Source organism: Actinomyces sp. ph3 (genome assembly GCF_000308055.1).
Taxonomy (GTDB): domain Bacteria; phylum Actinomycetota; class Actinomycetes; order Actinomycetales; family Actinomycetaceae; genus Pauljensenia.
The window spans coordinates 150970-176638 of record NZ_CAGY01000008.1; the positions used below are offsets into that span (position 1 = coordinate 150970).

Here is a 25669-nt window from a genome sequence, read left to right on the forward strand (position 1 = left end):
GCTTGCGTCATGCGAATCACTCCTCTCTTGACTGTTCGGGGAAGCCGCCCCGGGCGCGGTTCCTGCTTTGCCATGCTTCCTCCTAGCGTTCGTTTCTGAAAGGTTCTACAATTGCGTAGTAGTAGCAGTTCACTTCTGAACGGTCGATACATATCGTTCATTTTCATGCTATGGATTCCATATGGTTCAAGATGGCCCGTGCCGAGGCGGATATGGAGGGCAAGTTGAAGACCGGGGAGCTCATAAAGAAGTACAGGAAGATGCGCAAGATGACGCAGAAGCAGCTCGCAGCCGCGTGCGGGCAGACCGACTCCGCCATCCGCAACTACGAGCTGTGCAATAGGACTCCGGGAGAGCCTCAGATTCAGGCCATTGCTGCTGCCCTGGCAATCTCGCCTGAGACACTGCGGGAAGTGCCCTTAGAATCGAGCAGGCAGGCCCTGGAGCTGCTGTTCAGGCTCAACGAGGAGCTTGGGCTCGTCCCGATGGAAGTCGACGGAACGATGGTGCTGGGCCTCGATGCCGCAGCGGAGAAGTCGCCAAAACTTGCCGCCGCGATTAAGGCGTGGAAGGACGTTCTTGATTCGGAGAAAGCCGGGGAAATCAACCCGGCGGAGCTCGACGCCTGGAAGGCCGGATTCGGCGTCTGAGCAAGCCACTCGGGGAATAATTGCGAATCAGAAAAGCGGCCTTCGGGCCGCTTTTTCATGCCCGCGGAGGCTTCGTTCCGGTTCATTTCAGCGTGAATTATCGGTTTGTTATTCCCCCAGCTTTACCTGCAGTTTTGCGATTTCAGTTCCTCTGGGAGCGCCATGATTCGTGTTTGATTCGAATCAGGTGGAAATCGGCGTTTTCGCGCTCGGGAATTGTTGCGGGTGGCTTGGCGGACCTCCGCGGCGAGCGGAAACCTCTAGGCGGCGCCAAATCGCGCCAACACCCGCCACTCCACAGAGTGACCACGAATCAAATTTGGCCTTTCACCAGCGTAAACAGCCCTCGATTCCAAACGGTTTCGGGGGCTGTTTCGGGATTGTTATTCCCGTTTGTTGCAGGTGGCTTGGCGCCGGCTGACCGCTCATGACGTGCCGTGGCACTCAGGGAACAGTTTCAGGTGGCTTGAGAATTCTCTCCTCGGCTCACTCCCACTCAATGGTTGCCGGAGGCTTGGACGTCACGTCCAAAACCACGCGGTTAACCTCGGCAACAGAGTTCGTAATGCGCGTAGAGATACGAGCCAGCACGTCGTAAGGCAGGCGCGTCCAGTCGGCCGTCATCGCGTCCTCAGAGGACACGGGACGCAGCACGATCGGGTGACCGTAGGTGCGGCCATCACCCTGAACGCCCACGGAGCGAACATCAGCCAGCAGGACAACCGGGCACTGCCAGATCTCCTGATCCAGGCCAGCAGCTGTGAGTTCCTCGCGGGCAATTAGGTCCGCGGCGCGCAGGATATCCAGGCGCTCACGAGTGACCTCGCCGATGATGCGGATGCCCAGGCCCGGACCCGGGAAGGGCTGGCGGTTCACCAGGTAATCGGGCAGGCCAAGCTCGCGACCGACCGCGCGAACCTCGTCCTTGAACAGAGTGCGCAGGGGCTCAACCAGCTCGAAGGTCATGTCCTCGGGCAGACCACCCACGTTGTGGTGGCTCTTGATGTTCGCGGCGCCCTCACCGCCACCGGACTCGACGACGTCGGGGTACAAGGTGCCCTGGACCAGGAACTTCACTTCGCCACCGGCAGCGCCGACCTCTTCGATGACCTGCTTCTGGGCGGCCTCGAAAGAGCGAATGAACTCGCGGCCGATGATCTTGCGCTTGGTCTCAGGATCGGTAACACCGGCCAAAGCAGACAAGAATCGCTCGGACTCGTCACACGTGATGACGCGGATACCCATGCCGCGCGCATAGTCGTTCTCCACCTGCTCGCGTTCGCCCGCACGCAGCAGGCCGTGGTCGATGAAGAAGCAGGTGAGCTGATCGCCAACGGCCTTGTGAACCAGGGCCGCAGCCACGGAAGAGTCCACGCCGCCAGAGAGCGCGCAAATCACCTGCGCGTCACCGATCTGTTCGCGGATCTTCGCAACCTGCTCATCAACAATCGAGCCAGGCGTCCACGTGGGCTCAATTCCCGCGCCCTTGTAGAGGAAGTTCTTCAGAGCATCCTGGCCAAACTGCGAGTGGCCAACCTCGGGGTGCCACTGCAGGCCGTAGAGGCGACGCTCGCTGCATTCGAAAGCTGCGACCGGGGTCTCTGCAGTCGATGCGGTGACGGTGAAGCCTTCGGGCGCGCCCTGAACCGCGTCACCGTGGCTCATCCACACAACCTGACCTTCAGGAGTCCCATCAAACAGGCAGGACTGCTCAGAAACAGAGGCGTCGGTATGCCCGTACTCGCGGGTTCCCGTGCGTCCCACGGTTCCGCCCAGCGCGTGAGCCATGGTCTGGAAGCCGTAGCAGATGCCCAGAACCGGCACGCCCGCGGCGAAAATCGCGGGATCAATGGAAGGAGCGCCCTCTTCGTACACGGATGAAGGGCCACCGGAAAGAATGATTGCTGCGGGTTCTTTCGCAAGCATTTCGGCGACAGGCATGGTGTGCGGGACGATTTCCGAATAGACGCTGGCTTCGCGCACGCGGCGAGCAATGAGCTGGGCGTACTGCGCGCCAAAATCGACAACAAGAACGGGATGAAGATCAGCTGAAGTCACCCCACCATGCTACCTGCTTCCTAGCCTCTTCGACGAGGCCAAGCAGCGAGCACTCCCCCACACCCGGGTTGGTTTAGTTGCTGGGAGCATCCTCTTCTTCCGAGGCCGAGGCCACATCGGCGTCTTCAGCGGGCTCCTCCGCTGGCTGAGTTTCGTCGGCAACTTCGAGCGAATCGTCAACAGTTTCCTCACCGGCCACGTCTTCACTAGGAACCTCAGGCACAAGTTCCACAGGAGCTACTCCCCCAGCTGCGGCCTCGTGATGGCGATGCTCATGAACCCGCGCTTTCCCGGCACCTACAAGCTCGCGCGCCCACGCCACGCTCACCGGGTGCGAAAGTGCCACGGTCAGCAGGACCCCAAGCGCCACCTCTGCAAAAAGGCACAGCGCGGAAAGGGACATGCGCGGCCCAAGGAAAGCCAAGCGGCCATTTCCCAAAACCAAGGCCGAACCCAAGGAAGTCACCAAGTAAACGGCTGCGATCACTACAGCCGCGATGCCGCCTTGGTACAGGTCATCAAGAAGCGATTTACTGCCCTTACGCAGACGCAGGTACACGCCAAGCGCTACGCCGAACAGGATCAGCGCAAGGACCACCCAGTTGCCGGGGGCACTTGCAGGGGTCGCACCGAAAAGCGGAATTGCCGGGATCGGTCCAACGGGAGCAGAGGTCGGCGAATGCAAGGCATCGCTACCAAGGTAAAAACCGGGACCGGAAAGCCAGGACAGCGCCCACACAATCGCGTTGGGAATGAAGAGCAGCTGCGCGAGAACGATCATGATCGAATCAACCGCCGAGGTCGATAGCAGAAGCTGGTCGATCCCACGGATCTGCGACCAAGAGACGATCACCGAAAGCAACAGGAAAAATCCGCCATAAACCGCCAGAGCCCACGATGCGCGCCAACCCGTGCGCACTCCAACGCTGACCCACCTCGGTAGTTCAAAGCGGAGCTCAAGGCTCGTTGGCGCAAGCGCGACCTCCCAGGCGGCCGCAATCAAGGGGATCAAAATAGCCAGGGGAAGCGCGCCCCACACACTCACGTGCGTACCAATTCCACCGGCCAAAAGCAGCGCGGTCACAGTGAAACCGGGGATTGCCATCCATTGCGACGCAGGAGAAAAACGTCGTCCCTGCAGAAGGAGCAGCTTGGTTAGACCAATCAAGAGCAGCACAAACAGCAAAGGCACTGCGCGATAGGAGACGTCGCCCGAAACCACTCGCGCTCCAAGGGAAGCGCCCCACAGGTCAGAGGCAAAGTGGAAGGCATCCTCCCAGGTGGTGGATACCATCCACTGGTTAGAGGACACCGCTGCGTAGGCGATCAGGGTCGGGACAACGACCAGTGCCCAGCCCAGCAGAGCCGCCTCGATCCCGGACAGCATCGAGCGCGCCCAACCCTGCGGAAGGGCAACGCGGATGGTCGGGCGGGCGGAGACTGTTGTGACCGTCGTACGCGCGGTGGGATCCTCACTCATCGAGCAGCCAGCGCCTCGCGTGCCAAAATCGCAGTTTGCGAAGGGGTGCGACCAACCTTCACACCAACCGCTTCCAGCGCCTTCGCCTTTGCCGAGGCCGTGCCAGAGCTTCCCGACACGATCGCGCCCGCGTGGCCCATGGTCTTGCCTTCGGGGGCAGTAAATCCTGCAATGTAGGCGACGACCGGCTTGGTCATGTGCTCGGAGATCCACGCTGCGGCGCGTTCTTCGGCGTCGCCACCGATCTCACCGATCATGACAACCAGGTCGGTATCGGGGTCGTTTTCGAAAGCTTCCAGAGCATCGATGTGGGTGGTTCCGACAACCGGGTCACCGCCAATACCAATGCAGGTGGTGAAGCCCAGGTCACGCAGCTCGTACATGAGCTGGTAGGTCAAGGTGCCCGACTTGGAGACCAGACCAAGGCGGCCGGGTCCCGTAATATCTGCGGGGGTAATACCGACGTTGGATTGTCCGGGGCTGATGATTCCGGGGCAGTTCGGGCCGATCAGGCGCACGCCACGCTCAAGCGCATAGTCAACGAAAGCGGTCGAATCCTGAACGGGGATACCTTCGGTGATGACAACCAGAGTTTCAATTCCCGCATCGATTGCTTCAATCGCCGCGTCCTTGGCGTATGCCGGGGGCACGAAGACAACCGAAACATTTGCACCAGTTTCCTCACGGGCCTGCGCAACGCTTCCAAACACGGGAACCTCAACGTCACCGGCGGCGCGGTTTTCAGCGCCCGGACCGTAGGGCTCGACGTGGAAGGTCACCGAAGTGCCGGCCTTGCGCGGGTTCACACCGCCAACGATATTCGTGCCGGCTGCCAGCATACGGGTCGTGTGCTTTTGGCCTTCAGAGCCGGTCATTCCCTGAACAATGACACGCGAAGTGGAATCAATAAAAATGCTCATGAGTTTTCAGTCCCGTCCCGTCTCAGGCGTTCGCGGCCAGTTCGGCGGCGCGGCGTGCTGCACCGTCCATTGTTTCTTCCATGTGAACCAGGGGATGTGCGGCAGCAGCTAAGATTGCGCGGCCTTCCTCGACCTTGTTGCCGTCCAAGCGGACAACCAGGGGCTTGGAGGCTGCATCTCCCAAAGCTTCCAATGCACCAACGATTCCTCGAGCGACTTGATCGCATGCGGTAATTCCGCCAAAAACATTGACGAAGACGGAGCGAACCTGATCATCACCAAGGATGACATCCAGGCCCTTGGCCATAACCTCTGCCGAGGCACCGCCACCGATGTCCAGGAAGTTTGCGGGCTTGACGCCCCACTCTTCACCGGCCAAGGCAACGACGTCCAGGGTGGACATGACCAGACCGGCGCCGTTACCGATCACGCCTACCTGCCCTTCCAAGCGCACGTAGTTCAGTCCGGCTTCCTTTGCCATGGCCTCGCGCGGATCCTGCGCGGCAACGTCAGCGTATGCGGCGTGTTCGGGGTGGCGGAAGGCCGCATTGTTATCCAGCGAAACCTTGCCATCCAGCGCCAGAATATCGCCCTGCTCGGTCAGGACCAAGGGGTTGACCTCAACCAGGGTGGCGTCTTCGCCTCGGTAGGTATCCCAGAGCTTCACCAAAACGGGGGCAAGCTTCTCGACGTGCGAACGATTGAAGCCGGCCTCACCCAGAATTTGAGCGGCAACGTCTTCATCAATGCCAACCTTGGGGTCCAGGCCAACGCGGGCCAGAGCTTCGGGATGCTCACGTGCCAGGGTCTCAATATCCATACCACCCTGCGCCGAGCACAATGCAAGCTCACGACGCTCGGAGCGATCCAGCAGGATCGAGAAGTAAAATTCTTCGGCAATATCCGCGCCCGCAGCGATGAGGACCGAGTGGACGGTGTGACCCTTGATATCCATGCCCAAGATTGCTTCGGCCTTTTCACGCGCTTCTTCTGCGCTGCGAGCCAGCTTTACGCCGCCGGCCTTGCCTCGGCCGCCGATCTTCACTTGGGCTTTGACCACCAGAAGGTCGTTGTCGGCCAGCAGCTTCTGCGCTGCCTCATAGGCCTCATCTGGGGTGCGTGCAACGATTCCCGCAAGTACGGGGACGCCGTGAGCAGCGAACAACTCCCGTGCTTGGTATTCGTAGAGATCCATTGTGTCCCTTCACTTTGTGCCCGAAGGCGCTGCCTTGCGCGGTTACCACGTGAACTGTGGCGCGCAACTTCCTTAAGCCTACCGCGACTAGATCTTTTCCATGGGGGCCATCCGCAGCAACAGGCGTTTTTCAGCGGACGCGAAGGCGACTTGCGCAATGGTGCGCTCCCCCGCTCCTTCGAGGCCGATGACCGTGCCTTCACCCAAAGTTGCGTGGCGGACGCGATCCCCCACGCGCACCTCCTCTGGGTTCAGCGTGTTTTTTGGTGCGCTTGTACCCGTTGGCCGCGAAACTGCAGTTCGCGCTGCGGGCGCTCCGCGTTTCCCGCCCAGTCCTCGACCGGCAAGTGGGCCGCCGTCACTACTACCGGATCCACCACTGCGGCCGCCGAAGACGGGACCGCCATCCTCATCACGGCGCGAGTATCCGTAATCTGCGTAGTCTGAGCCATAGCTCCCAGACCTGCCCCCGTAGGAGGAGCCATAACCGGAACCTGAGTAAGTGCCATAGCCACCCGAACCGTATCCGGAACCGCCGCCGTATCCACCGCGCAGGCGTTCCATCGAGGTCGAGGATCGACGAATATCCAAGAGCTCGACGGGAATATCATCCAAGAATCGTGAAGGAGGCATTTCCTGAGGTGCTCCCCACGCGCTTCGCACGGCGGCACGAGTGAGGTAGAGCTGCTTACGAGCTCGCGTGATCGCAACGTAGGCCAAACGGCGTTCTTCTGCCAATTCTTCGGGGTCACCCAGCGAGCGTTGGTGCGGGAAAGTGCCATCCTCCATGCCGGTCACGAAGACGACCGGGAATTCAAGGCCCTTCGCGGTGTGAACCGTCATGAGGGTGACCTGCCCACTTCCACTATCTTCCTCGGGAAGTTGATCCGAGTCAGCAACCAGGGCAACGCGCTCAAGGAAACCTGCCAAACCAACCTCGCCACTGGTCTGTACGTAGTCCAAGGCAACCGCATGCAATTCGGCAAGGTTTTCCACTCGCGAGGCATCCTGCGGGTCTTGGGAGCGACGCAGAGTCGCAAGATATCCCGTGCGATCAAGGACTTCTTCGAGAATTTCCGCTGCGCTTGCACCGGCCTGTTCGGCGCGCCGCATGGCTTCAATTAGTCCCCAAAAATCACCGATCGCTGAGGCCGCGCGCGGACTCAGCCCGGCCACACCCCCACGCGTGTCCTCAGTTTCTTCCTTGGGAAGTTCCGCCAAAGTCAGGCCGGTTCCTTCTGCTTCTCCGAGGCCTCGGCCCTGAGAAATCCAGCAATCCCGGGCGGCCGCACCCATCGAAATCCCGTAGCGATCACTGTGGGCAATGAGGTCGGCCTCAGCCTTGGCACCGATTCCGCGGCGAGGAGTATTGATGATCCGCCGCAACGCGACCGTGTCGTCGGGGTTTGAAATCACCTGAAGATAGGCCAAAGCATCTTTAATTTCCGCGCGTTCGTAGAAGCGAGTACCCCCAACGACTCGGTAGGGAATGCCTTGGCGAACCAAGAGTTCTTCGATTGCTCGCGATTGCGAGTTCGTCCTATAGAAGACGGCAATATCTGCCCAGCGGGTCCCGTCTGCCGACAGCTTTTCCATCTCTGAAACAATAAAACGCGCTTCATCGCGATCTGAATCTGCTGCATCAACCGTGATCAGCGCGCCATCCCCCGACGCAGTCCACAGGTTCTTTGCGCGGCGTCCTTCATTTCGAGCAATGACAGCGTTAGCAGCGGACAAAATATTTTGGGTGGAACGGTAGTTCTGTTCCAGCAAAATGGTCCGTGCACCCGGAAAATCTCGCTCAAATTCTTCGATGTTGCGAATCGTTGCACCGCGGAAAGCATAGATTGACTGGTCGGAGTCGCCGACAACCGTCAGCTGCCCCGGTTCCACTCCATCATCCCCGGTGCCTACCAATTCGCGGACCAGCACGTACTGTGCATGGTTCGTGTCTTGATACTCATCAACCAAGATATGGCGGAAGCGACGATGGTAGTGCTCGGCGATCGCCGGGTTGTCTTTGAGCAGGCGTACCGTGCGCGAAATCAGGTCATCAAAGTCCAAAGCATTGGACTGGGCAAGACGCTTCTCATATTCTTCGTAAGCCGAGGCAACAACTCGCGAAATTGGGTCATTCGGCGCGGTATCTCGGTATTCCTGCCAAGAGATGAGCTCATTCTTGAGGTCCGAAATACGCGCGGCAACCAGCTTGGGCGTGAATCGTTTGATATCCACATCCGCTGCTTTCAGCACCATCTGGATCAGGCGCTGCGAGTCCTGTGAATCATAGATACTGAAAGTCGATCGCAAACCGGCCGCACGGTATTCCGCACGCAGCACTCGCACACACGCCGAGTGGAAGGTCGACACCCACATCCTGCGCGCAGCTCCCCCACCAACCAGCGCCTCGACACGCTCACGCATCTCAGCTGCTGCTTTATTGGTGAAGGTAATCGCCAAAATCTCACCCGCACGGGCTTGACCAGTTGCCAAAAGGTACGCGATTCGATGCGTCAGAACGCGCGTCTTCCCAGAGCCCGCACCGGCCATGATGAGCAAAGGCACTCCGCGGTGTTCAACCGCTGCGCGTTGCTGGTCATTCAAGCCCTTGAGAAGGCTCTCAGGGTCACTGTGCTGCGCCCAACTACCTTGGCCGCTTACCTGTCCCCATTGAGCCGTTCCTTGGTCCAAAGGAGCAACAGAAGAGCCCGCTGCCACACCCATTGCGAAACTCGAGGAGCTTGGGTCGTAGAGGGGAAGGTCCTCCGCCTGATCGGAACCGAAGTCGAGGAAAGAGCCGAGATTGGGAAGTGAGTGATCCTGATCCATTTTCAGTGCTTGTGGTAGACGCCCTTGGTTGCGTGAACGGGTTCGGCGGTGACATTCATGCCAAGCTGACGAAGAATACCTTCATCAACACTGCCCAGCAGAACTGAAGAGTGCACGTCGCATCCAGCCAGTTTCGACAGTTGGTTCAAGGCCGCAGCTGCGCGTTCGTTGGAGCGCGCAGAGCCAGCCAAAGCGATCAGCACCTCATCGGTGTGCAGGCGAGGATTGCGGCTGCCCAAGTGCTCGGTCTTGAGCTTTTGAATGGGCTCAATCTGTTCGGGGGCAAGTAGCTTTTCATCATCGTCAATACCCGCAAGAAGCTTCATTGCATTGAGAAGCATTGCAGAGCACGGCCCCAGCAAATCCGAGGTCTTTCCTGTGACAATGCGCCCATCAGCCAATTCCATTGCGGCTGCGGGATATCCGGTTTCACGAGCACGCTCAAGTGCGGGAGCAACAACCGGGCGATCCGCACTGCTCAGGTTCATTGCGGTCATCAGGCGGGCCGCACGCTCAGACTGTACGGGCGGAAGGTCCTCGCGTGCTTCCAAGGCCAGGGCCTTGTACCAGCGGCGAATAATCTCTTGCTTCGAGGCCTCGCGGCAGACCTCGTCATTGCTGATGCAAAATCCCGCCATGTTGACGCCCATGTCAGTGGGCGACTGGTAGGGAGAGGTCCCCATGATCTTCTCGAGCAGGCGACGAAGGACGGGGAAGGCCTCGATATCACGGTTGTAGTTGACCGTCGTTTCGCCGTGAGCCTTCAAGTGGAAGTGGTCAATCATGTTGACGTCATCCAGGTCAACAGTGGCTGCTTCGTAGGCGACGTTTACGGGGTGGTCTAAGGGAAGATTCCAGATCGGGAAGGTCTCAAACTTTGCGTATCCCGAGGTCATTCCGCGCTTGTGATCGTGGTAGAGCTGGGACAGGCAGGTTGCGAGCTTGCCTGAACCGGGGCCGGGAGCGGTAACAATGACCAACGGACGAGTCGTATGGACGTACTCGTTACGACCCAAGCCTTCATCAGAAACAATCAGATCGATGTTATTGGGGTAGCCCTCGATGGGATAGTGACGCGCAACCTTGATACCGCGAGCCTCGAGCTTGCGCTTAAAGGCATGGGCTTGGTCATTGGAATCACTCCAGCGCGTGATGACAACATTGCCCACGTACAGCCCGTATTCGCGGAACATATCAATGTGACGGAAGACGTCATCTTCGTAGGTGATTCCCAGGTCTTCACGCATCTTGCGGCGCTGGAAATCTTGGGCGTTAACGGCGACGACAATTTCGGCCTCGTCAGCAAGCTCGGCGAGCATGACAATCTTGTTATCCGGGGTGAATCCAGGAAGAACGCGAGAGGCGTGCATGTCGTCAACAAGTTTGCCGCCAAACTCCAGGTACAGGGTCCCACCGAACTGCTGGCGACGTTGCGCAATGTGTTCAGATTGAAGGGCTAGATACTGATCGCGGTCGAAACCGATTGCGTGCATGATCGCCACTCCCAAGGCATCGTGGTGCAAGGACTATTCATGGTATCGCCCCTACCCCGCAACTCCGTCCATGAAGCGCCCAGCACACGGGTGAACTTCACCGCAAGGCATCTGAAAGACTAAATAATGTGCCTTTGCATCGCCCAGTGAGTGAGCTCATTTCGATTCGATAGCTGAAGCTTGCGCAGCACGGCAGACACGTGTGTTTCCACGGTTTTAATCGAAATAAAGAGCTCGGAGGCGACCTCTTTGTAGGGGTATCCACGCGCAATTAAACGCATGACTTCCTGCTCCCTGGCTGACAGCAAATCCAATTCATCGTCATGAGCGGCAATGGGGGCACTCGCCCCTCCGAAAGCGTCCAAAACAAAACCGGCCAAGCGCGGCGAAAAGGCAGCATCTCCCGCGGCAACGCGCTGGATGGCCTCGACAAGCTCAGGGGTCGAGATCGACTTAGTGACGTATCCGCGAGCGCCCGCGCGAATAACCGAAACAACGTCTTCAGGGGAATCTGACACCGAGAGCGCAAGGAAACGGAGCCCCTCAACATCAGCGCACGAGGCCGCAACCTCAGCGCCGCCACCACCGTTTCCTCCCGGCAGGTGAACATCCAGGAGAGCGACATCGGGCGTGAGCGCGTGACAGGCTGCAATAGCGCCCTCGACGTCACTGGCCTCGCCGACAATGTCAAAATCGGCACCGCTGGATTCGAGCTCAGCGCGCACACCCGCACGTACCAGGGCGTGATCATCAATGACCAGAATCCGAATTGTCATGGAATTGTCTCCTTCAGCGAGCATCGTCACTCAAGTGTATCTACAGGCATGGAGAGATGAACCTCGGTTCCACTGGCAAGATGGCGGATTTGAGCCTTTCCACCTGCTCGTTCCATGCGGCCGAAAATCGAATTACGCACGCCGTGACGGTCCTCGGGAATCGCGGAGATATCGAAGCCATCTCCGCAGTCTTTAACAAAGATCTCCGAACACTTCGGCCCGACCTCCATGTAGACGCTCACGGGCGGACGAGCATGGCGAATCGCGTTGGAAACGGCCTCGGAAGCAGCGGCGACCATCGCCAACTCACCGGGACCTGGGCGTATATCGGAAACCGTCACAACGCCGACTTCAACACCAAAAGTTGTCTCCAGCACCGAAATCGCTTCACGCAAGGCTTCGGCAAGGGAATCTGCCGCTTCTTCGCGCCCCGTGTACAACCACGAGCGCAACTCACGTTCCTGCCCCAGGGCCAGCGCGCGAATCGAACTTGGATTATCGGCGTTATTTCGAATCAAAGTGAGTGTCTGAAGGACAGAATCATGCAGGTGTGCGGCCATGTCAGCACGCTCAGCTTCACGTTTCTCACGTTCTTTCGCTCGCGTGTTTTCTTGGGAAGTTCTCACCCATAGAGGAATGATGGCAACCCCGAAAGAGAGGATCAGGGACCCACCCAAGATCGCGCCTCGAACCATATCCCAGGGTGATTCTCCGCGAAATGACGCCAGTACCAAGCCACTGGCAACCAGGATCATTCCGGCCAAAGTAATGAGGATAAAAAGCGGGTTTTTCCATGAATGCGCGCGAGTACTTTGCGTCCACACCGCCGCGATTCCACCCACGACAAGAACTGCTGCAGCAATATCGCGCAGTCCAGCTATCCCCGTAAAAAGCAGGTAGGCAATTGCAAGGGCAAGACCCACCGCACCCAATCCGACCAAGAGCATGCGCAAGTTGCGTTGGTCGTGCTCGCGTCGAACAATTTCTTCCGCCGAGGCCAAAGGCACACGAAGACGTGCGGGGGCAATTTCGGCAGTGCTGGGATCGTCGGGAAGAGTGAGCCACAGCCAGAGATACACGAAAAGCGGAACCGCGAAAGCGGGCAGGGCCGCCACGAATGCAAAGCGAATGATTCCGGCAGACACACCGAGCATCGAGGCAATTCCCGCGCAGACTCCACCAATCCAGGGCAGAGGCATATCGGTTGAATATGCGCTGGAGCGATGCAGAACACGTGTGGGTTCGCGCAGCTCGGGTGGGTTCCAGTGATATCCACGGGGCTTCTGTTCACCCGACTGCCACACTTGCTGCTCATTGCTCACATCTGTATCTTCACACGAATCGGGAGTGGAAGCGCAAGGCTGGGGAAAGAATCGGGGATCGATCAGGGCATCCCCCCATATCTTTTCGCCATCCATACGGGCACAGTGGAATCATGAACAAAGGATTCATGAAATCGTTGCGTTACTCCGGCTTCTTCCGTGGAGAGCCTCGCGTCATCGGCGGCGTGTGCCAAGGATTGGCACAGCGCTATGGATGGGACGTGAACTCCCTGCGGATCGCCGTCGTTGTTGCCGCGCTCTTTTTCCCCGCTGTATGCGTCCTCTACGCCTTAGCGTGGGTTTTCCTTCCCGAGGCAAAAGACGGCCGTATCCACGTTGACGAAATGCTCAAGGGCAATTTCGATGCTGCGATCATCGGAGCGATCCTCTTAGCGGTTTTCGGTGGTGGAACTTCAGGAATCGCGCTCGGCTTCTTTCACGCTTTCGTGTGGATTCCTCTTTTTCTGATCTTCCCCGTCGCAATTGTCGTGATTGCGGTCCTACTCGCAAGGCCGAAGCAGACGGGCCCCACACAGGGTCAGTACTGGAGTGCGACACCACCGGCGCAGCCATACGCCCAGCCGGCCCCATCTCCCTTTACTCCTGCATCTGCACAAGGAGAAGAAACCATGCCAGATACAACTCCTGATTGGCGTACGCAGGGCGGTCCGACATCTTCGGACTACTATTCTTTCCCCCCTGCACCGCCTTCGGCGGCACAGACAACAGCGTCTCAGCCCCCTGTTCAAACCCCTCACGCTCAGTCCGGTCCCGCGCAAACCCCTCCCGCGCAAACTCCGCCGGTCCAGACTCCCTTCACCCCCGGTAGCTCTCAGCCCCAGGCCTCGGGACAAACAATTCCTCAAAGCGCAGGAAAGCGTTTTACCCCCTTTGCCACGCAGCCTGCGCTCCGCTCTCGAGTAGTCCCTCGCGCGATTGTCTTATGCGTCTACGGGCTGGTCTTCCTTGCGCTGGCAGGAACTTTCTTCCTGCTCTACCGCAATGGATACAGCACCCCGACTCAAGTTGATCGAAGCGTACAGATTGCCTTGACTGGTGCGGCCGCCTGCCTGCTCATAGTCGGCATCGCACACCTAATCGCTGCTCTTCGCGATCGCTCCTCAGTGATGCTCACCATCTTGTCGGTTCTCGGAATGTTCTTCGCAATTCCAGCGCTTCTTGGAGGCATGGCATACGCCACCACCACACCACTCCACTACACATCCGTGGCGGGAAACATTGATACCAATGCCGACTGGCGCTCAGACACAATTGGAAGTTCCAACGGCTCCAATGTCATCAATCTTGACCTCGACCTCTCTCATGCACCCGATGGCCTGACCAAGGACATCACCGTTAACGCCCAGGTGATTCCCTACGCAAACATCCGCGTACGCGACGGTCAGCCCATCCGCATCGTCGCTCAGAAGCAACCGATTACCTTCGATCTTGATCTCAGTGGCGGTCAAAAGTGGAAGGGCTTCGACAGTAATAGCCCCACAGTTCTGACCTCTCCCAGCTGGAAGGAAGGTCAGGGGATCACTGTTTACCTCAATGCAAACCAGCTTGTCACCCTGGACATCGACGAAACGGGGAGCTCTGTCGATCGGGATCCGTGGCCTTCCGCGGTTCCTTCTCCCACGCCCAGCGTCACTCCTTCCACGGGAACTTCTCCATCAGCCAGCCAGAGTCAGTCGCCTTCACCAAGTGCGTCTTCTGAGTCGCCCGCAGCCGGCCAGCACTGAAAGGAATTGTCATGAGTACGAACGACTTTGACCAGACCACCCCCCTGCCAGTCGGCGACGAGGAAACAAAACCGCTGCCTTCCTTCGCAGATGCTCCGATTGAGAATCAAAAAACTACTGCCGAGGCTGACACCGAGGCTGATACCAACACCGGCGCCGATACCGAGGCATCCGAGACTTCTACAGCCTGGACAGGCGCCGCGGCAGGCGCGGCGGCCGGTTCAACGGCCACCTCTACCCCGGCCTCGGAACACACATTTGAGCCGCAAAATACCCCGATTGTTCCTCCCGCTCACGTGTGGTCAGCCGAGGACGTGAAGGAAGCTCCCTATCGAGGCGTGCGCATCGGACAGCTTCTCTGGGCGTGCATCATTATCTTCACCGCAATCGCACTGATTGCCATGGCTTTTGTCAAGGCGGCAAACCTCGCGCTGGTTGCCATTGGGACCCTGGCGATCATGGGTGTGCTCCTCATTATCATTGCGGGAGTCAGCACCGTGATGACACACAAGAAGCGCTAGCTACGAAGCAAAATTTCTTCGATCATTTCGATCACTGAGGCGGGCATTTCCGAGCGGAATATGCCCGCCTCTTTTCCTCTATCCAAGGTGCGTAGCTGTGGAAGTGCCCGACGCCCTAGACGACGCACCATCGCATAGGCATCGTCTTTTGCCAGAGCATCCATCTCACAGCGAAGCAGGGCTTGGTAGATATCGTTTTCAACCGGATTTTCTGCAAAGGCAGGAAGCTTTCCACCCGCGAAGGAAACTTCGAGAACCTGGCTCACCTCGGCCTCGTGAATTGTCACGCGCGCGCTCAGGGTATCGGGATCGTAAGTGAACTCAGCGGGCTCTCCGTTGACACTCACCTGCGTTGGTTTCTCAATACCTCGCATGGTCACGGTCCACGAACGAAGCGCGGGCAGCGCATCAGTGCAGCCCTTTGCGGGGTGAATGGTCAGCGTTCCACAGGCGTCGTTGTGCACGATCTCGGTTCGCACTTCGCCGCTGCGCTGCTCGCAATTGACACCTGGGTAGCGGCCATCATCTTCACACAGAGTGAAGTGGCCGTCAGCACCGGGGAAAACAAGGATTTCCAGTGCTTGGGGATTCCCACAATCGTTAATGTTCTGATCCAGCTCTTGCAGGGGAACAATCCCGCCGGCGGGGGCAAAAACAGGAAGAAGTTCCAGCGGTCGCCACACATTGAGGCGCAGCCCACCATCCATTTCGGCGTCGTAGCGGCGTCCGGTAAAGAAATCGAACCATTGACCGCGCGGGAACCACATGCGTGTGCGTGCCTGACGCGTGTACGCATCGCGCGGGGTCACCACGGGAGCAACCATCAACTGCGTGCCGAACATGAATTGTTCATGCACGTCGTAGGCGATCCCTTCATCTGGGTGAGCCCAGTACATGGGAGTCACCAGCGGCGCGCCCTCGGTAGCGGCACGCCAATTCATTGTGTGTAGGTAAGGAATGAGGCGGTGACGCAGGATCAGCGCATCGCGCATGATATCGCGCACGGGTTGCTGGAAATTCCACGGTTCCTTGCCCACGAAAGGCGACAGACTCGAGTGCAGTCGGTTAATCGGGCTGAAAACACCGAGCTGGTACCAACGCGCTTCCAGTTCTTCGTCGCGCACGCCCAGCATGTGTCCGCCAATATCGTGGCTCCACCAGCCGTATCCGATATTCGAGGCTGTTGACGTGAAGTAGGGCTGGAATTTCAAGGATTCCCAGCTGACAACTGTGTCTCCGGAGAAGCCCACGGGATAGCGGTGCGATCCTGGGCCCGCGTAACGGCTGAGAATCAGCGGGAGCTCGTGATCCTGCCCCTCACCTTCTGAAGATGCCGCGACCATGTCCATATAGTGCAGGTAGTTGAGGATCCACAGCGGGTCCAGACCTTTTTGACGCGAAACACCGCCCTGTTGCCAATCGATCCACCAAAAATCGACGCCATCAGTCTCCAGATCATGATGCATATCGAAATAGGCGCGAATGAAGCTCGGATCTGTCAGGTCGAACTCCACCGGTTCTTCACTGACCGGGTCAATTCCCATTGTTTCGGCGGCCTTGGGATAGGCATCTTCGAATGCGCGTATTCCATCGCGGGGATGCACATTCGCGGAAATACGCAAACCTCGATCATGCAGCGCTTCCGTAAAAGCATGAGGATCTGGAATTAACTCGCGATTCCACGAGTACCCAGTCCATCCTGAGCCAAAGCGCGGATCAACATCGGTGATGTGCCAATCCATATCCAAAACAGCGGTTGTGAATGGAATTCCTTCCGCATTGAAACGATCCATCAGCGCGAGGTACTCATCCTGCGAATAGGGGTAGTAGCGGCTCCACCAGTTCCCCAGAGCCCAACGCGGCAGAAGTGGAGTCGGACCGCTCAAACGGTAGAAGTCGCGAATGGCTTCTGCGTATCGGCTTCCATAGCTGAAGAAATAGATGTCGATTTCAGAGTGGCCTCGCGGACGTGTCACGCAACCTGCCCTGCACGCAGCTTCATCACTCTGAAAGAGATTTGATTTAGAGTCATCTAGGACCGCCCATCCATCACGACTGATCACTCCCATACCCAATTCGCAAGCCCCGTTCACACCGTCCAGAGTGCGCGCGGTCCCCTTGAGGTTTTCGTGCGCCTCGTCTCCGTAGTGCCATGTGGTCCCAAACCCGCCTCCCGCGTTCTTGACGACAGCGCTCAATCCTTCTTTGCTAAAGCTCTGACCGTCAAAAACCAAGCGGATGGAAGAGGTCTCCCACACGTGCATTCCGCCTCGCTGGGAGTAGGTAACTTTTGGAGTTTCCTGCTCGAAACAGCGGTTGAGGACGACCTGCGTCGCCTCGTCCTCAAAGACTCCAGAATCCGACCACTCGAGGCGGACCAGGGCATCGGTCAGGAAGCCGATTCGCCACCGCTCCCCAACAAAAGTGGTCTGGGGGTTCATCTGCGCCTTCACAGAGGGGATGGGAAACATTGGGTCTCCTGGGTTACGGGTTTTAAGGTGGTTGGAAGAAGGTGGTGGGAAGGAAAGTTGTCGGGTTCTCTCATTGCCGAGGCCTCGGCAGGCTTAAGCGGCTACTCCCCCGCGCTCAGCGACGGCCTCGTCGGCGGGGTTCGGGGAGGGTCGGTCCTTGACGCTCATTCCCGGCAAGCCCCCAAAGCTATAGATCACTGCTTGGACAGCGAAGATCGGAACCGCAGCGCCGAAGACCATAAACACGCCCGGCCACTGGCTCCACGTCCACCCAATGATGACCGTGAAGGCAAGAAGAAGCAGGGTGCACAGCGGGCGGGCCACTGTCATGTTCAGCGACATGCGAAGAATCCACGTAAGAGGTTCATCGAAATTCGCACGCACTGACCATGACAGCGCTGCCACGGTCCAAAACACAAGGTTGAGTAAGAGCAGAAGGCCCGAGACGCCAACGCCGATCACTCCACCCAGGTCGTTCCAATTCACCAGGTAGTAGTCCCACGCCAGGGCGAGGCCGATAAGCAGTTGCACCCAACCAAAGAGATTGGCCTGGGTGAGTTCGTCTTTCCACGCGCGGTGAAACACCGTCCAGGTCTGGCGAATGCGCCACGACTGATCCTCGTCGATAAGCCACGTCCTAAAGGTTGCGTATGCGGCGGCGATTGAGGGGAAGATTCCTCCCACGATCAGTCCCATGAGCGTGTGAACGAGCATCGCAACGTTGACGACAAACACCATCAGCACGATGCGGCACAAACGCTCGTAGGTCAGGGCAACTCTAGTCATTGTTCTAGCCTTTGACGGCGCCGATCATGACGCCCTTATTGAAGTACTTCTGCAAGAAGGGGTAGATGATCAGCAGAGGAATTGTCGAAACGATGATCACGCCGAACTTGATCTGATCAGCAAAGTTCTGTGAATCCATTGCGGTCATTCCGACGGAACCAACTTGCGTCTGGTTTGCCAACAAAATGTTTTGCAGAACGTTCTGCAAAGGCTGCAGATTCTGGTCGCGAATGTAGATCAAACCAGTGAAGTAATCGTTCCAGTGCCCGACGAAGTAGTACAGGCCAATAACCGCGATAATCGCCGTCGACAGCGGCAACACGATCTTGTTGAAATACCCGAAGTACGACAGTCCATCGACCTGCGCCGCATCATGAAGTTCTTCGGGGATAGAGGCCTCGAAGAAGGAGCGGGCAATGATCATGTTGAATACGCTGAAGGCACCCGGAATGATGAAAACCCAGATGCTGTTCAGCAGTCCCAACTGTTTCATCAGCAGGTAGCTGGGGATCAGGCCGCCACCGAAGAACATCGTGAAGGTAAAGAAGAACAAGATCACGCGGCGCGGCTTGAATTCTTTACGGGACAGGGCGAAGGCCGCTGGAAGCGTGACGATCAGGTTCACTGCTGTGCCCAAGAGTGAGTACAGCAAGGTGTTGCGGTAGCCAATCCAGATACGCGTATCTTCCAAGATCTTGATGTAGCCCTTGAAATTAATGCCCTTGGGAAGAACTGTCACCTTACCGGTCGATACCAAGTTCGGGTCTGAGAAAGACGCGACAATGATGAACCACATCGGGTACAAAATTGCCAGAACAATGGCCGCGATGATCAAAGCGATGATTCCATCAATGATCCAGTCAGAGGCAGAGCGCGTTCGCCACAATGCGCCAAGGTTCTTCTTGGGCTTCGGTTCGTTTGCCCTATCCCCCGATGTTCCCATCCCGGCCGCGTGACCGGAAATCTTAGCGGCAGGTGTTGCTGCAGACATGATTCAGTCCTTTCTTCACGCCGGTTCTAGAACAAGCTGGTGTCGCTGGTCTTCTTTGCAATCTTGTTTGCAGTCACCAGGAAGATGAAGTTCACAACGCTGTTGAACAAACCGATTGCAGTGGAATAGCTGTAGTGGTGGGCCAAAATACCGATGCGGTAGGTATAGGTGGCGATGACTTCAGAGGCCGGGATATTCAGCGTGTTCTGCATCAGCCAGACCTTTTCGAAACCGACACCCAGCACCGAGCCCATGTTCAAGATCAGAAGGATTCCCGCGGTCGGCAAGATGGCCGGGATATCGATGTATCGAATCAACTGCATTCGCCCGGCACCGTCGATTTTCGCAGCCTCGTAAAGCGCAGTGTCGATTGATGACAGAGCAGCCAGGTAGATGATGCAGTTCCATCCGGCGTGCTGCCAGATTTCGCTCATCCAGTAGATGGGCGTGAATGCAGAGGCGGTTCCCATGAGGTCCGCCCCTCCGAAGAACTTACTGATCAAGCCGGAATTTGGCGCGAGGAAGATATTGAGCATCGAGACCATGACCACTGTCGAGATGAAGTGAGGCATGTAGGTGATGGTCTGAACGAAAGTTTTCGTTCTCTTGCTTGAGATCTGGTTGATCAGCAAAGCCAGAATGATCGGGGCGAAGAAGCCCATGACCAGGGTCCACAAGCTGATGCGTAAGGTATTGCGGATGATCTGCCAGAACATCGGGTCTTTGAAGAACTGATTAAAGTACTTCAGCCCTTCCCACTTTCCGCCCGTAATGCCCTTGCTGACATCGAAGTCACGGAAAGCCAGCTGGATTCCGTACATTGGCCCGTAGCTGAAGATCAGGACCAGAATGATCGCCGGCAAAACCATGATCCACAACTGCCAGTACAGTCGGAAGTGGTTTGCGAGGCCCGCTGGACTCCACCAGGGAGCGCCCTTAGCCTTCGGTGTCTTCACTTTTGTGCTGGCCTGCTTAGAGGCAGGGGTGGAGCGTAACGGCTTTGTGCCGTGTGGCTGAACTTCTGTAGTGGACATAGCAACCTCTTCGTTTCGTCCAAGAATTTAGCCGAGTATGTAAGCGAAGGCCGTCCACGGACGCAGGTGGCGATCCTGCAGTTCCTCGCATGTAAGGGCGGCATCCTGGTTAGTGATGAGGACACGCTCATTCAGAGGCTCCCCCACTAGTTCTGCAACTTCTGTTGGCAGGTCAACGGTGTTACTGGACAGATTGGCGGCAACGACCAAGCATTCATTCCCCAAGCTTCTTGTGAAGGCATAGACAGAATCGGAATCTTGCGCAATCAATTGCCAGTCTCCGGCAACAACGATGTCTTTAGTGTGCCGCAGCTTAATGAGTCGCTTAAAGAAGTGGTAGACCGAATCGGGATCGTCTTGCTGACGTTTTGCGTTAATGATGTCCTTGTTTGCATTGACAGAAATCCAGGGGACTTGCCCGGCGTTTTCATCAATGAAACCCGCATAGCTTGTGTCATCCCACTGCATAGGTGTCCGCGAATTATCACGCCCCTTGAGAGCCAGCGCATTCATCATTTCGTCGTGGGTCAAGATCCCCGCTTCTTCGACGTATTGGCGGTAGTGGTTCAGGGATTCGACGTCGCGATACTGGTCAAGGCTGGTAAAGCCTGCGTTCGTCATTCCCAGTTCTTCGCCCTGGTAGATGTAGGGGGTTCCCTTGTGCATATGAAGGACGAGGCCAAGTGCCTTTGCGCTTCGAGAGCGCAGTTCTTCCGTACTGTCGTCTCCCCAACGCGACACGACGCGGGGCTGGTCGTGGTTGCAATAGAAGAGGCTGGTCCATCCGCCATCGCGCACAATTTCTTCGTAGCCAGCGAAGACATTGCGTAGGTCGCGAACCTTCCACGGCACGACGGACCACTTCCCTGCTGGACCATCGTCATCAATACCAACATGGTCGAAAAGGAAGAGCATGTCGAGTTCTTCGCTGGCAGGGTTCGTAATGTGTGCTGCGCGGGTAATGGAAATACCCGGCCCCTCGCCGACGGTCAGGAAGCCTTCCCGACCCGCGAAGACGGCCTCGTACATTTCATGGAGAAACTCATCCAAGCGCGGGCCATCCGTGCAGAAATCAAAGGGCGAGGAATACCCATCGGAGCCGACGGGGTAAATCTCCTTATCGGATCCATCGGTTCCGGGGAGCATTCCACGGCTATCCAAGGTCTTGGAGATCTGACTGATGACGTCCATGCGGAATCCGTCAATTCCGCGGTCCATCCACCAGTTCATCATCTCGTAGACCGCCTGGCGAAGTTCGGGTCGTTCCCAATTGAGGTCGGGCTGCTTGGCCGAGAACTGATGGAAGTAGTATTCACCGCGCTGCGGATCATAGGTCCACGCGGATCCACCAAAATAGCTCCCCCAGCTATTGGGTTCGGCTCCGATCTCGCCGGGGACATGCCCTTCCTTTGCGGGCATCCACCAATACCAGTCTGCTTTGTCGCTGGTTTTGTCACGGGATTCGATGAACCACGCGTGCTCATCAGAGGAGTGATTGACCACCAAATCCATGATGACTTTCAGACCCAAGCTGTGGGCAGTGCGGAGCAGTTCATCCATGTCATCGAGAGTGCCGAACATGGGGTCGATGTTCTGGTAGTCGGCAATGTCGTAGCCGTTATCGTCCTGGGGCGATACGTACATGGGGCACAGCCAAATTACGTCAATGCCAAGTTCTGCCACATAGGGCAGGCGCTGGGTGATTCCTTGGATATCACCGATTCCGTCGCCGTTTGCGTCTTGAAAGGAGCGCGGATAAATCTGGTAGACCACAGCGTTCGACCACCACGGGGTCTTCGCCGCAGCGTTGCGAGTCGCAGCGAAATCAGCATTTAATTGCTTTGTCATCGCAATAACTTTCTCAGTCGTCAACATTGCCGCATGTTCTTGCGAGGGGTTGGAGGCGCGTCTATGCGCTACCCCTTTAGCGTAACAAGTACGCAATCCTTGCGCAAGTATTACAAAATATATTCAGGGGTGGACACTTTCATGCCCACCCCTGAATATTTTGGGTTTCCTCAGAATCATTCCCGCTGATCACAGCGCTTCACTGAGAAGCCCACTTCTAACTCCAGCTTACGCACTTTTCACTATCTCTAGTGGCGCGCATCGAAGCCGACAAAGGGAACCACTACCTTTCCGTCTTCGTTTACACTCAGAGCCTTGGACTGCTCAATAGCACCCGAGATGATGTCAATTGCGTTGGAATCCGTAGTGTCCGAGTCATACGGGGACTCATTTGTGAAGATGCCCTTTCCACCGCCGAAGCGGAAGTTCTTCACAAAGTCAGGGCATCCCTTTCCGCCCGCGTAGCATTCGGCCGAATAGATCGGACGAACATTGCCCACACCTTCCCCGTCTTCCGAGGAGGAATAGATCGACACCTGGTACGAGGCCTTTGCCAAGTCCACGCCATCGAGCGCACTGCGGTCAACGGACATCATGATTCGGTCACCGGCAACCTTCAAGGTCACCTCGCCCTTGAGCTTGCCCGCATTGTCGTAAACACCCATGTTGTAGGGCAATGATTCTGAACGGCCATCAGCAATCAGAACATAATCCCAACCACCATGAGCGAAGGTGTTCGTCCCCGCTAGCAGAGGCGTCACATCAGTTGAGGTATTGGCCTCGCTGCGAATGTAGATATTCAGTCGCTGGGTACTCATCTGGTTCATACCCCACGGGTTGTTCACGGGAGCACCCATTCGCGTGACGAACTGGTAGTGATCGTTATCGCGATACACGGAGGTTTCAAGCAGGTCAAAGCTGCCCGGATTGAAGTTCTCACTCTTGGGGTAAACAACCGTACCGGCACCATTGTCATCACCGCTGGGATCACTCAAGGTGCCAATCTTGTCACCGAAAGAGTAGATCGTGTAGCTCGCTCGGCTTACCGTGTTTTCGGGTGAGTAGGCGCTCACGCGCACCGAGTTGATCGCGCGATCCAAGGTGAGATCAGCGCTGAATGCACCATCGATAACAGGCAGTTCCATGTTCGTTCCATTGACCGTTACAACGACGCGATTACCGTCGGTCGTTCCCTTAAACGAAAGATGACGAGAATCCAAAGACTCCTGGTCCTTCAACCCTTCAACGCTTAGCGTCGGCATGTTCTCAGGCTTGCCATCTGCGGTGGCGTTCCAGTTATCCCAACAGTCTGCATCGAAATCCAAACGCCCAAGCTCATTGGATGCCCAGTTTCCGCCGGCCTTCGTCACGAAGGTGTCACCGACACTAAAGTTACGAATCTCAATACCGTTGTGGTCGACAGTTTCATTGCCAATCGTCACCTTCTTGCCCGCCTTATTTGCAGGACGGGTCAGACGGCTCACGACATTTGCTTCAGGCTGCCCATTCCACGAATCCACATGGAAGTTAATGATCTTGAAGTTCTCCATATTTGACAGGGCGTAGATACGGAAACCACAGTTCACACTTCCTTCCACGACAGTGTTGGAAATGGTCCAGTTCTTCAAAGTCGTTGAAGGATCCGAGTAATCGAAGGCGCCACCGTTCCAGTGCGGGGATGAGTTGAATACGCAGGTGTTGGTTGCACCCGAGTTATTCATCAGGCTGTGCACGACACTCGTTCCGTCGACCTTCACATTCTCAGTGTTGCGGTAGTTCCAGCCCCACTGGAAGACCGGGCCGTTATCGTTCTTCCACACCACGACATTCGAAACATCCACATTGCTGTGGTAGAGCTTCATCGCGTCATCATTCGTATGGAAGAAAGAGCTCTTCATGGTCGAGCCGGGGTACAGCTCCATTCCGTCGGTCTGCCAATACCAGGATCCCACCTGTTGGTAGTTGCGAACGCGCTGGCTAAAGGACTGCTCGTTCGCCCCCTCGATCGCACTGTTACGGGCCACGGCCTCGGCAAACTCAGCATCGCTCATGCTGCCCTTTTCGGGGTCAGCAGGACGGAAACCATATTCCACGAAGGAGTGGTATGAGGGCTCCTTGATGGTGACGCCTTGCAGGTCAAGAACCTGATGCGGAGTGGTAGAGGTAAACTTCAGAGCTTTAACACAGGTGGCATGGCAGTTTGCGCCATCCTTATGCTCCAAGGTCTTGTATCCATTCGACATGTCGGTCTCATAGAGGTACTGCTCGCTTGAGAGCACACCGTATCCCGTGACCTTGTAATTCGTGATGTTCTCATTGACCCCGAATTGGAAGGCTCCCTTCACGAAGGCGCCGGGCTCAAAGTAGACCCACTTCACGCGATCAGGAAGGTTTGCAGAGTACTTGTTCGTCATCCAGTAGGTACCTGCTTTGAAGTACACAATGTCGGTATCGACGGTATCCAAGTTGGTGACCTCACCCGGGGTCACGTAGGTAATCGTTCCGTCGGCCTCGGTGGGGATGGTTGTCGGATCGACGCGCGAGGCCCAAGGCTGAGCAAAGAGCAACATGGAGTTCTTCGGCTCGGTTCCCACGTATTCGTGTCCTTCTCCGCCCTCAAGGGTGAGCCCACCCTGGTAGCGGTAAACATCCATGAGTTCGGGGGCAAACTCTACGGATAGACGATAACCGTCGTTACTCTGAGGAATGTACAGACGCACAGTCTTGTCGTCCAGCAGCTTCTTTTCAATATTCGCCTTTGCAGGGCGAACAGTGACCTGGTTGACATCGCTTAGTTTCGCGCCGGTCTGCAAAGTGACGTCGACATAGACATCAGTGTCATATTCGAACGAGGACCAACTCATGGTCACGTGATTGTCGGCTTGGAACTTTGCGCCATCATCGTTGAGGTCCGAACGCATGGGGTTACCGTTGCGCGGGATCGACATATAGGTAAACGAACTATTGTCCGAATCAGTACCATCGACGGCCGACACAGATACCGAATAGAAGGGTGATTGACGAACCTCATTGTTAGCAAGGGGCTTTTCAGCGTCCTTGACACCGTTTTCATGCCACCAGGTACGAATTTTATCTTCGCGAGCTGGTGATTTATCCGGCTTCGGCGCAGGAGTGGTCTGCTCTTGGCCGGGAATCTGCGGGGTTGTATCGCCATTTGTGGGGCCAATAATAATGGTCACTCCACCGACACCGATGACGATCGTCGTTGTCACGGTGACGAAGATGGCCACAACTCGGTGAGCACCAAAAATAGTGATCAGCGGATGGTGCATATGGAACAGGTGAGGGATATGCCCGAAGGCATGCCCCACCGCCCCAAACACTCGATGGAGAAATCCAAAGAACATCAGTAACCTTCCTCATTCAGGAACTCAATGTGGGTGAAATGCACTGCGGCAGCGCTGCAGCAATGCAGGAGAGAAATGTGGAGGGAGGAAAGTTGATGGGAGGGTTTTACACGTTCAAAACGCTGATCGAAAACCCAGGTGTAGAAAGCTGGCGTGCCCTATGAATTCTCACAGGGCACGCC

The 25669-nt window shown here is 56.9% G+C and carries 17 protein-coding genes; 3 read left to right on the forward strand and 14 right to left on the reverse strand.

Going from position 1 to position 25669, the window contains the following annotated elements; all coding sequences use genetic code 11:
• The first annotated feature begins 170 nt into the window (after nt 1-170).
• A complete protein-coding gene (locus tag HGAS_RS08180; RefSeq protein ID WP_199774008.1) occupies nt 171-650 on the forward strand; it encodes a helix-turn-helix domain-containing protein in 480 nt (159 codons plus the stop codon).
• A 486-nt stretch (nt 651-1136) separates the two neighbouring features.
• Here the strand turns inward: HGAS_RS08180 and guaA are convergent, their stop codons facing one another.
• The 8 genes from guaA to HGAS_RS08230 form a co-directional block, all read right to left on the reverse strand.
• The gene (gene guaA / locus HGAS_RS08185) at nt 1137-2708 is read right to left on the reverse strand and encodes a glutamine-hydrolyzing GMP synthase (protein WP_019127317.1); all 1572 of its coding nucleotides are present in this window, start codon (nt 2706-2708) and stop codon (nt 1137-1139) included.
• Nucleotides 2709-2781: 73 nt separating this feature from the next.
• Nucleotides 2782-4188 carry a DUF6350 family protein gene (locus tag HGAS_RS08190; protein WP_019127318.1) on the reverse strand — a complete coding sequence of 469 codons (1407 nt, stop codon included), beginning with the start codon at nt 4186-4188 and terminating at the stop codon, nt 2782-2784.
• The gene (sucD, locus tag HGAS_RS08195; RefSeq protein WP_019127319.1) at nt 4185-5108 is read right to left on the reverse strand and encodes a succinate--CoA ligase subunit alpha; all 924 of its coding nucleotides are present in this window, start codon (nt 5106-5108) and stop codon (nt 4185-4187) included. Before sucD ends, HGAS_RS08190 begins: the two co-directional genes overlap by 4 nt.
• 22 nt (nt 5109-5130) lie before the next feature.
• Entirely contained in the window at nt 5131-6303 is a 1173-nt protein-coding gene (sucC, locus tag HGAS_RS08200; RefSeq protein ID WP_019127320.1) for an ADP-forming succinate--CoA ligase subunit beta, read from the reverse strand.
• Nucleotides 6304-6390: 87 nt separating this feature from the next.
• Complete coding sequence (locus HGAS_RS08205) at nt 6391-9132, reverse strand: ATP-dependent helicase (RefSeq protein ID WP_019127321.1); 2742 nt, start codon at nt 9130-9132, stop codon at nt 6391-6393.
• Between the two features lie 2 nt (nt 9133-9134).
• Nucleotides 9135-10625: a DUF1846 domain-containing protein gene (locus tag HGAS_RS08605; protein ID WP_034234186.1), complete on the reverse strand. Its 1491-nt coding sequence runs from the start codon at nt 10623-10625 to the stop codon at nt 9135-9137.
• 119 nt (nt 10626-10744) lie between these two features.
• Nucleotides 10745-11401 (reverse strand): LuxR C-terminal-related transcriptional regulator, encoded by a 657-nt coding sequence (locus HGAS_RS08225; RefSeq protein ID WP_019127323.1) that lies wholly within the window; start codon nt 11399-11401, stop codon nt 10745-10747.
• 26 nt (nt 11402-11427) lie between these two features.
• Nucleotides 11428-12723 (reverse strand): ATP-binding protein, encoded by a 1296-nt coding sequence (locus HGAS_RS08230; RefSeq protein ID WP_233993748.1) that lies wholly within the window; start codon nt 12721-12723, stop codon nt 11428-11430.
• A 128-nt stretch (nt 12724-12851) separates the two neighbouring features.
• On the opposite strand from HGAS_RS08230, the gene HGAS_RS08235 reads away from it, so the two are divergent.
• Together HGAS_RS08235 and HGAS_RS08240 are read left to right on the forward strand one after the other, a co-directional pair.
• Nucleotides 12852-14468 carry a PspC domain-containing protein gene (locus tag HGAS_RS08235; protein ID WP_019127325.1) on the forward strand — a complete coding sequence of 539 codons (1617 nt, stop codon included), beginning with the start codon at nt 12852-12854 and terminating at the stop codon, nt 14466-14468.
• A gap of 11 nt (nt 14469-14479) precedes the next feature.
• Entirely contained in the window at nt 14480-14989 is a 510-nt protein-coding gene (locus tag HGAS_RS08240) for a hypothetical protein (protein ID WP_019127326.1), read from the forward strand.
• On the opposite strand, the gene HGAS_RS08245 is transcribed toward HGAS_RS08240, so the two are convergent.
• The 6 genes from HGAS_RS08245 to HGAS_RS08270 all read right to left on the reverse strand — a co-directional run bounded on the left by HGAS_RS08245 (nt 14986) and on the right by HGAS_RS08270 (nt 25487).
• The gene (locus tag HGAS_RS08245) at nt 14986-17460 is read right to left on the reverse strand and encodes a TIM-barrel domain-containing protein (protein ID WP_019127327.1); all 2475 of its coding nucleotides are present in this window, start codon (nt 17458-17460) and stop codon (nt 14986-14988) included. The genes HGAS_RS08240 and HGAS_RS08245 overlap by 4 nt on opposite strands.
• A 93-nt stretch (nt 17461-17553) precedes the next feature.
• Nucleotides 17554-18246 carry a YesL family protein gene (locus HGAS_RS08250; protein ID WP_019127328.1) on the reverse strand — a complete coding sequence of 231 codons (693 nt, stop codon included), beginning with the start codon at nt 18244-18246 and terminating at the stop codon, nt 17554-17556.
• A 4-nt stretch (nt 18247-18250) separates the two neighbouring features.
• Nucleotides 18251-19237: a carbohydrate ABC transporter permease gene (locus HGAS_RS08255; RefSeq protein ID WP_019127329.1), complete on the reverse strand. Its 987-nt coding sequence runs from the start codon at nt 19235-19237 to the stop codon at nt 18251-18253.
• Between the two features lie 26 nt (nt 19238-19263).
• Nucleotides 19264-20271 carry an ABC transporter permease gene (locus HGAS_RS08260; RefSeq protein WP_019127330.1) on the reverse strand — a complete coding sequence of 336 codons (1008 nt, stop codon included), beginning with the start codon at nt 20269-20271 and terminating at the stop codon, nt 19264-19266.
• Nucleotides 20272-20298: 27 nt separating this feature from the next.
• Entirely contained in the window at nt 20299-22119 is a 1821-nt protein-coding gene (locus HGAS_RS08265; RefSeq protein ID WP_233993749.1) for a glycoside hydrolase family 13 protein, read from the reverse strand.
• A 248-nt stretch (nt 22120-22367) separates the two neighbouring features.
• Nucleotides 22368-25487: a glucodextranase DOMON-like domain-containing protein gene (locus HGAS_RS08270; protein ID WP_019127332.1), complete on the reverse strand. Its 3120-nt coding sequence runs from the start codon at nt 25485-25487 to the stop codon at nt 22368-22370.
• Nucleotides 25488-25669 lie beyond the last annotated feature (182 nt).

What these genes read in the sequence shown, in the direction of transcription:
- sucD (WP_019127319.1), bottom strand. Translation starts at nt 5,108, where the DNA reads ATGAGCATTTTTATTGATTCCACTTCGCGTGTCATTGTTCAGGGAATG.
- HGAS_RS08265 (WP_233993749.1), bottom strand. Translation starts at nt 22,119, where the DNA reads ATGACAAAGCAATTAAATGCTGATTTCGCTGCGACTCGCAACGCTGCG.
- HGAS_RS08225 (WP_019127323.1), bottom strand. Translation starts at nt 11,401, where the DNA reads ATGACAATTCGGATTCTGGTCATTGATGATCACGCCCTGGTACGTGCG.
- HGAS_RS08250 (WP_019127328.1), bottom strand. Translation starts at nt 18,246, where the DNA reads ATGACTAGAGTTGCCCTGACCTACGAGCGTTTGTGCCGCATCGTGCTG.
- HGAS_RS08240 (WP_019127326.1), top strand. Translation starts at nt 14,480, where the DNA reads ATGAGTACGAACGACTTTGACCAGACCACCCCCCTGCCAGTCGGCGAC.
- HGAS_RS08245 (WP_019127327.1), bottom strand. Translation starts at nt 17,460, where the DNA reads ATGTTTCCCATCCCCTCTGTGAAGGCGCAGATGAACCCCCAGACCACT.
- HGAS_RS08180 (WP_199774008.1), top strand. Translation starts at nt 171, where the DNA reads ATGGATTCCATATGGTTCAAGATGGCCCGTGCCGAGGCGGATATGGAG.
- HGAS_RS08260 (WP_019127330.1), bottom strand. Translation starts at nt 20,271, where the DNA reads ATGTCCACTACAGAAGTTCAGCCACACGGCACAAAGCCGTTACGCTCC.
- HGAS_RS08190 (WP_019127318.1), bottom strand. Translation starts at nt 4,188, where the DNA reads ATGAGTGAGGATCCCACCGCGCGTACGACGGTCACAACAGTCTCCGCC.
- HGAS_RS08205 (WP_019127321.1), bottom strand. Translation starts at nt 9,132, where the DNA reads ATGGATCAGGATCACTCACTTCCCAATCTCGGCTCTTTCCTCGACTTC.
- HGAS_RS08255 (WP_019127329.1), bottom strand. Translation starts at nt 19,237, where the DNA reads ATGTCTGCAGCAACACCTGCCGCTAAGATTTCCGGTCACGCGGCCGGG.
- HGAS_RS08270 (WP_019127332.1), bottom strand. Translation starts at nt 25,487, where the DNA reads ATGTTCTTTGGATTTCTCCATCGAGTGTTTGGGGCGGTGGGGCATGCC.
- HGAS_RS08605 (WP_034234186.1), bottom strand. Translation starts at nt 10,625, where the DNA reads ATGCACGCAATCGGTTTCGACCGCGATCAGTATCTAGCCCTTCAATCT.
- sucC (WP_019127320.1), bottom strand. Translation starts at nt 6,303, where the DNA reads ATGGATCTCTACGAATACCAAGCACGGGAGTTGTTCGCTGCTCACGGC.
- HGAS_RS08235 (WP_019127325.1), top strand. Translation starts at nt 12,852, where the DNA reads ATGAAATCGTTGCGTTACTCCGGCTTCTTCCGTGGAGAGCCTCGCGTC.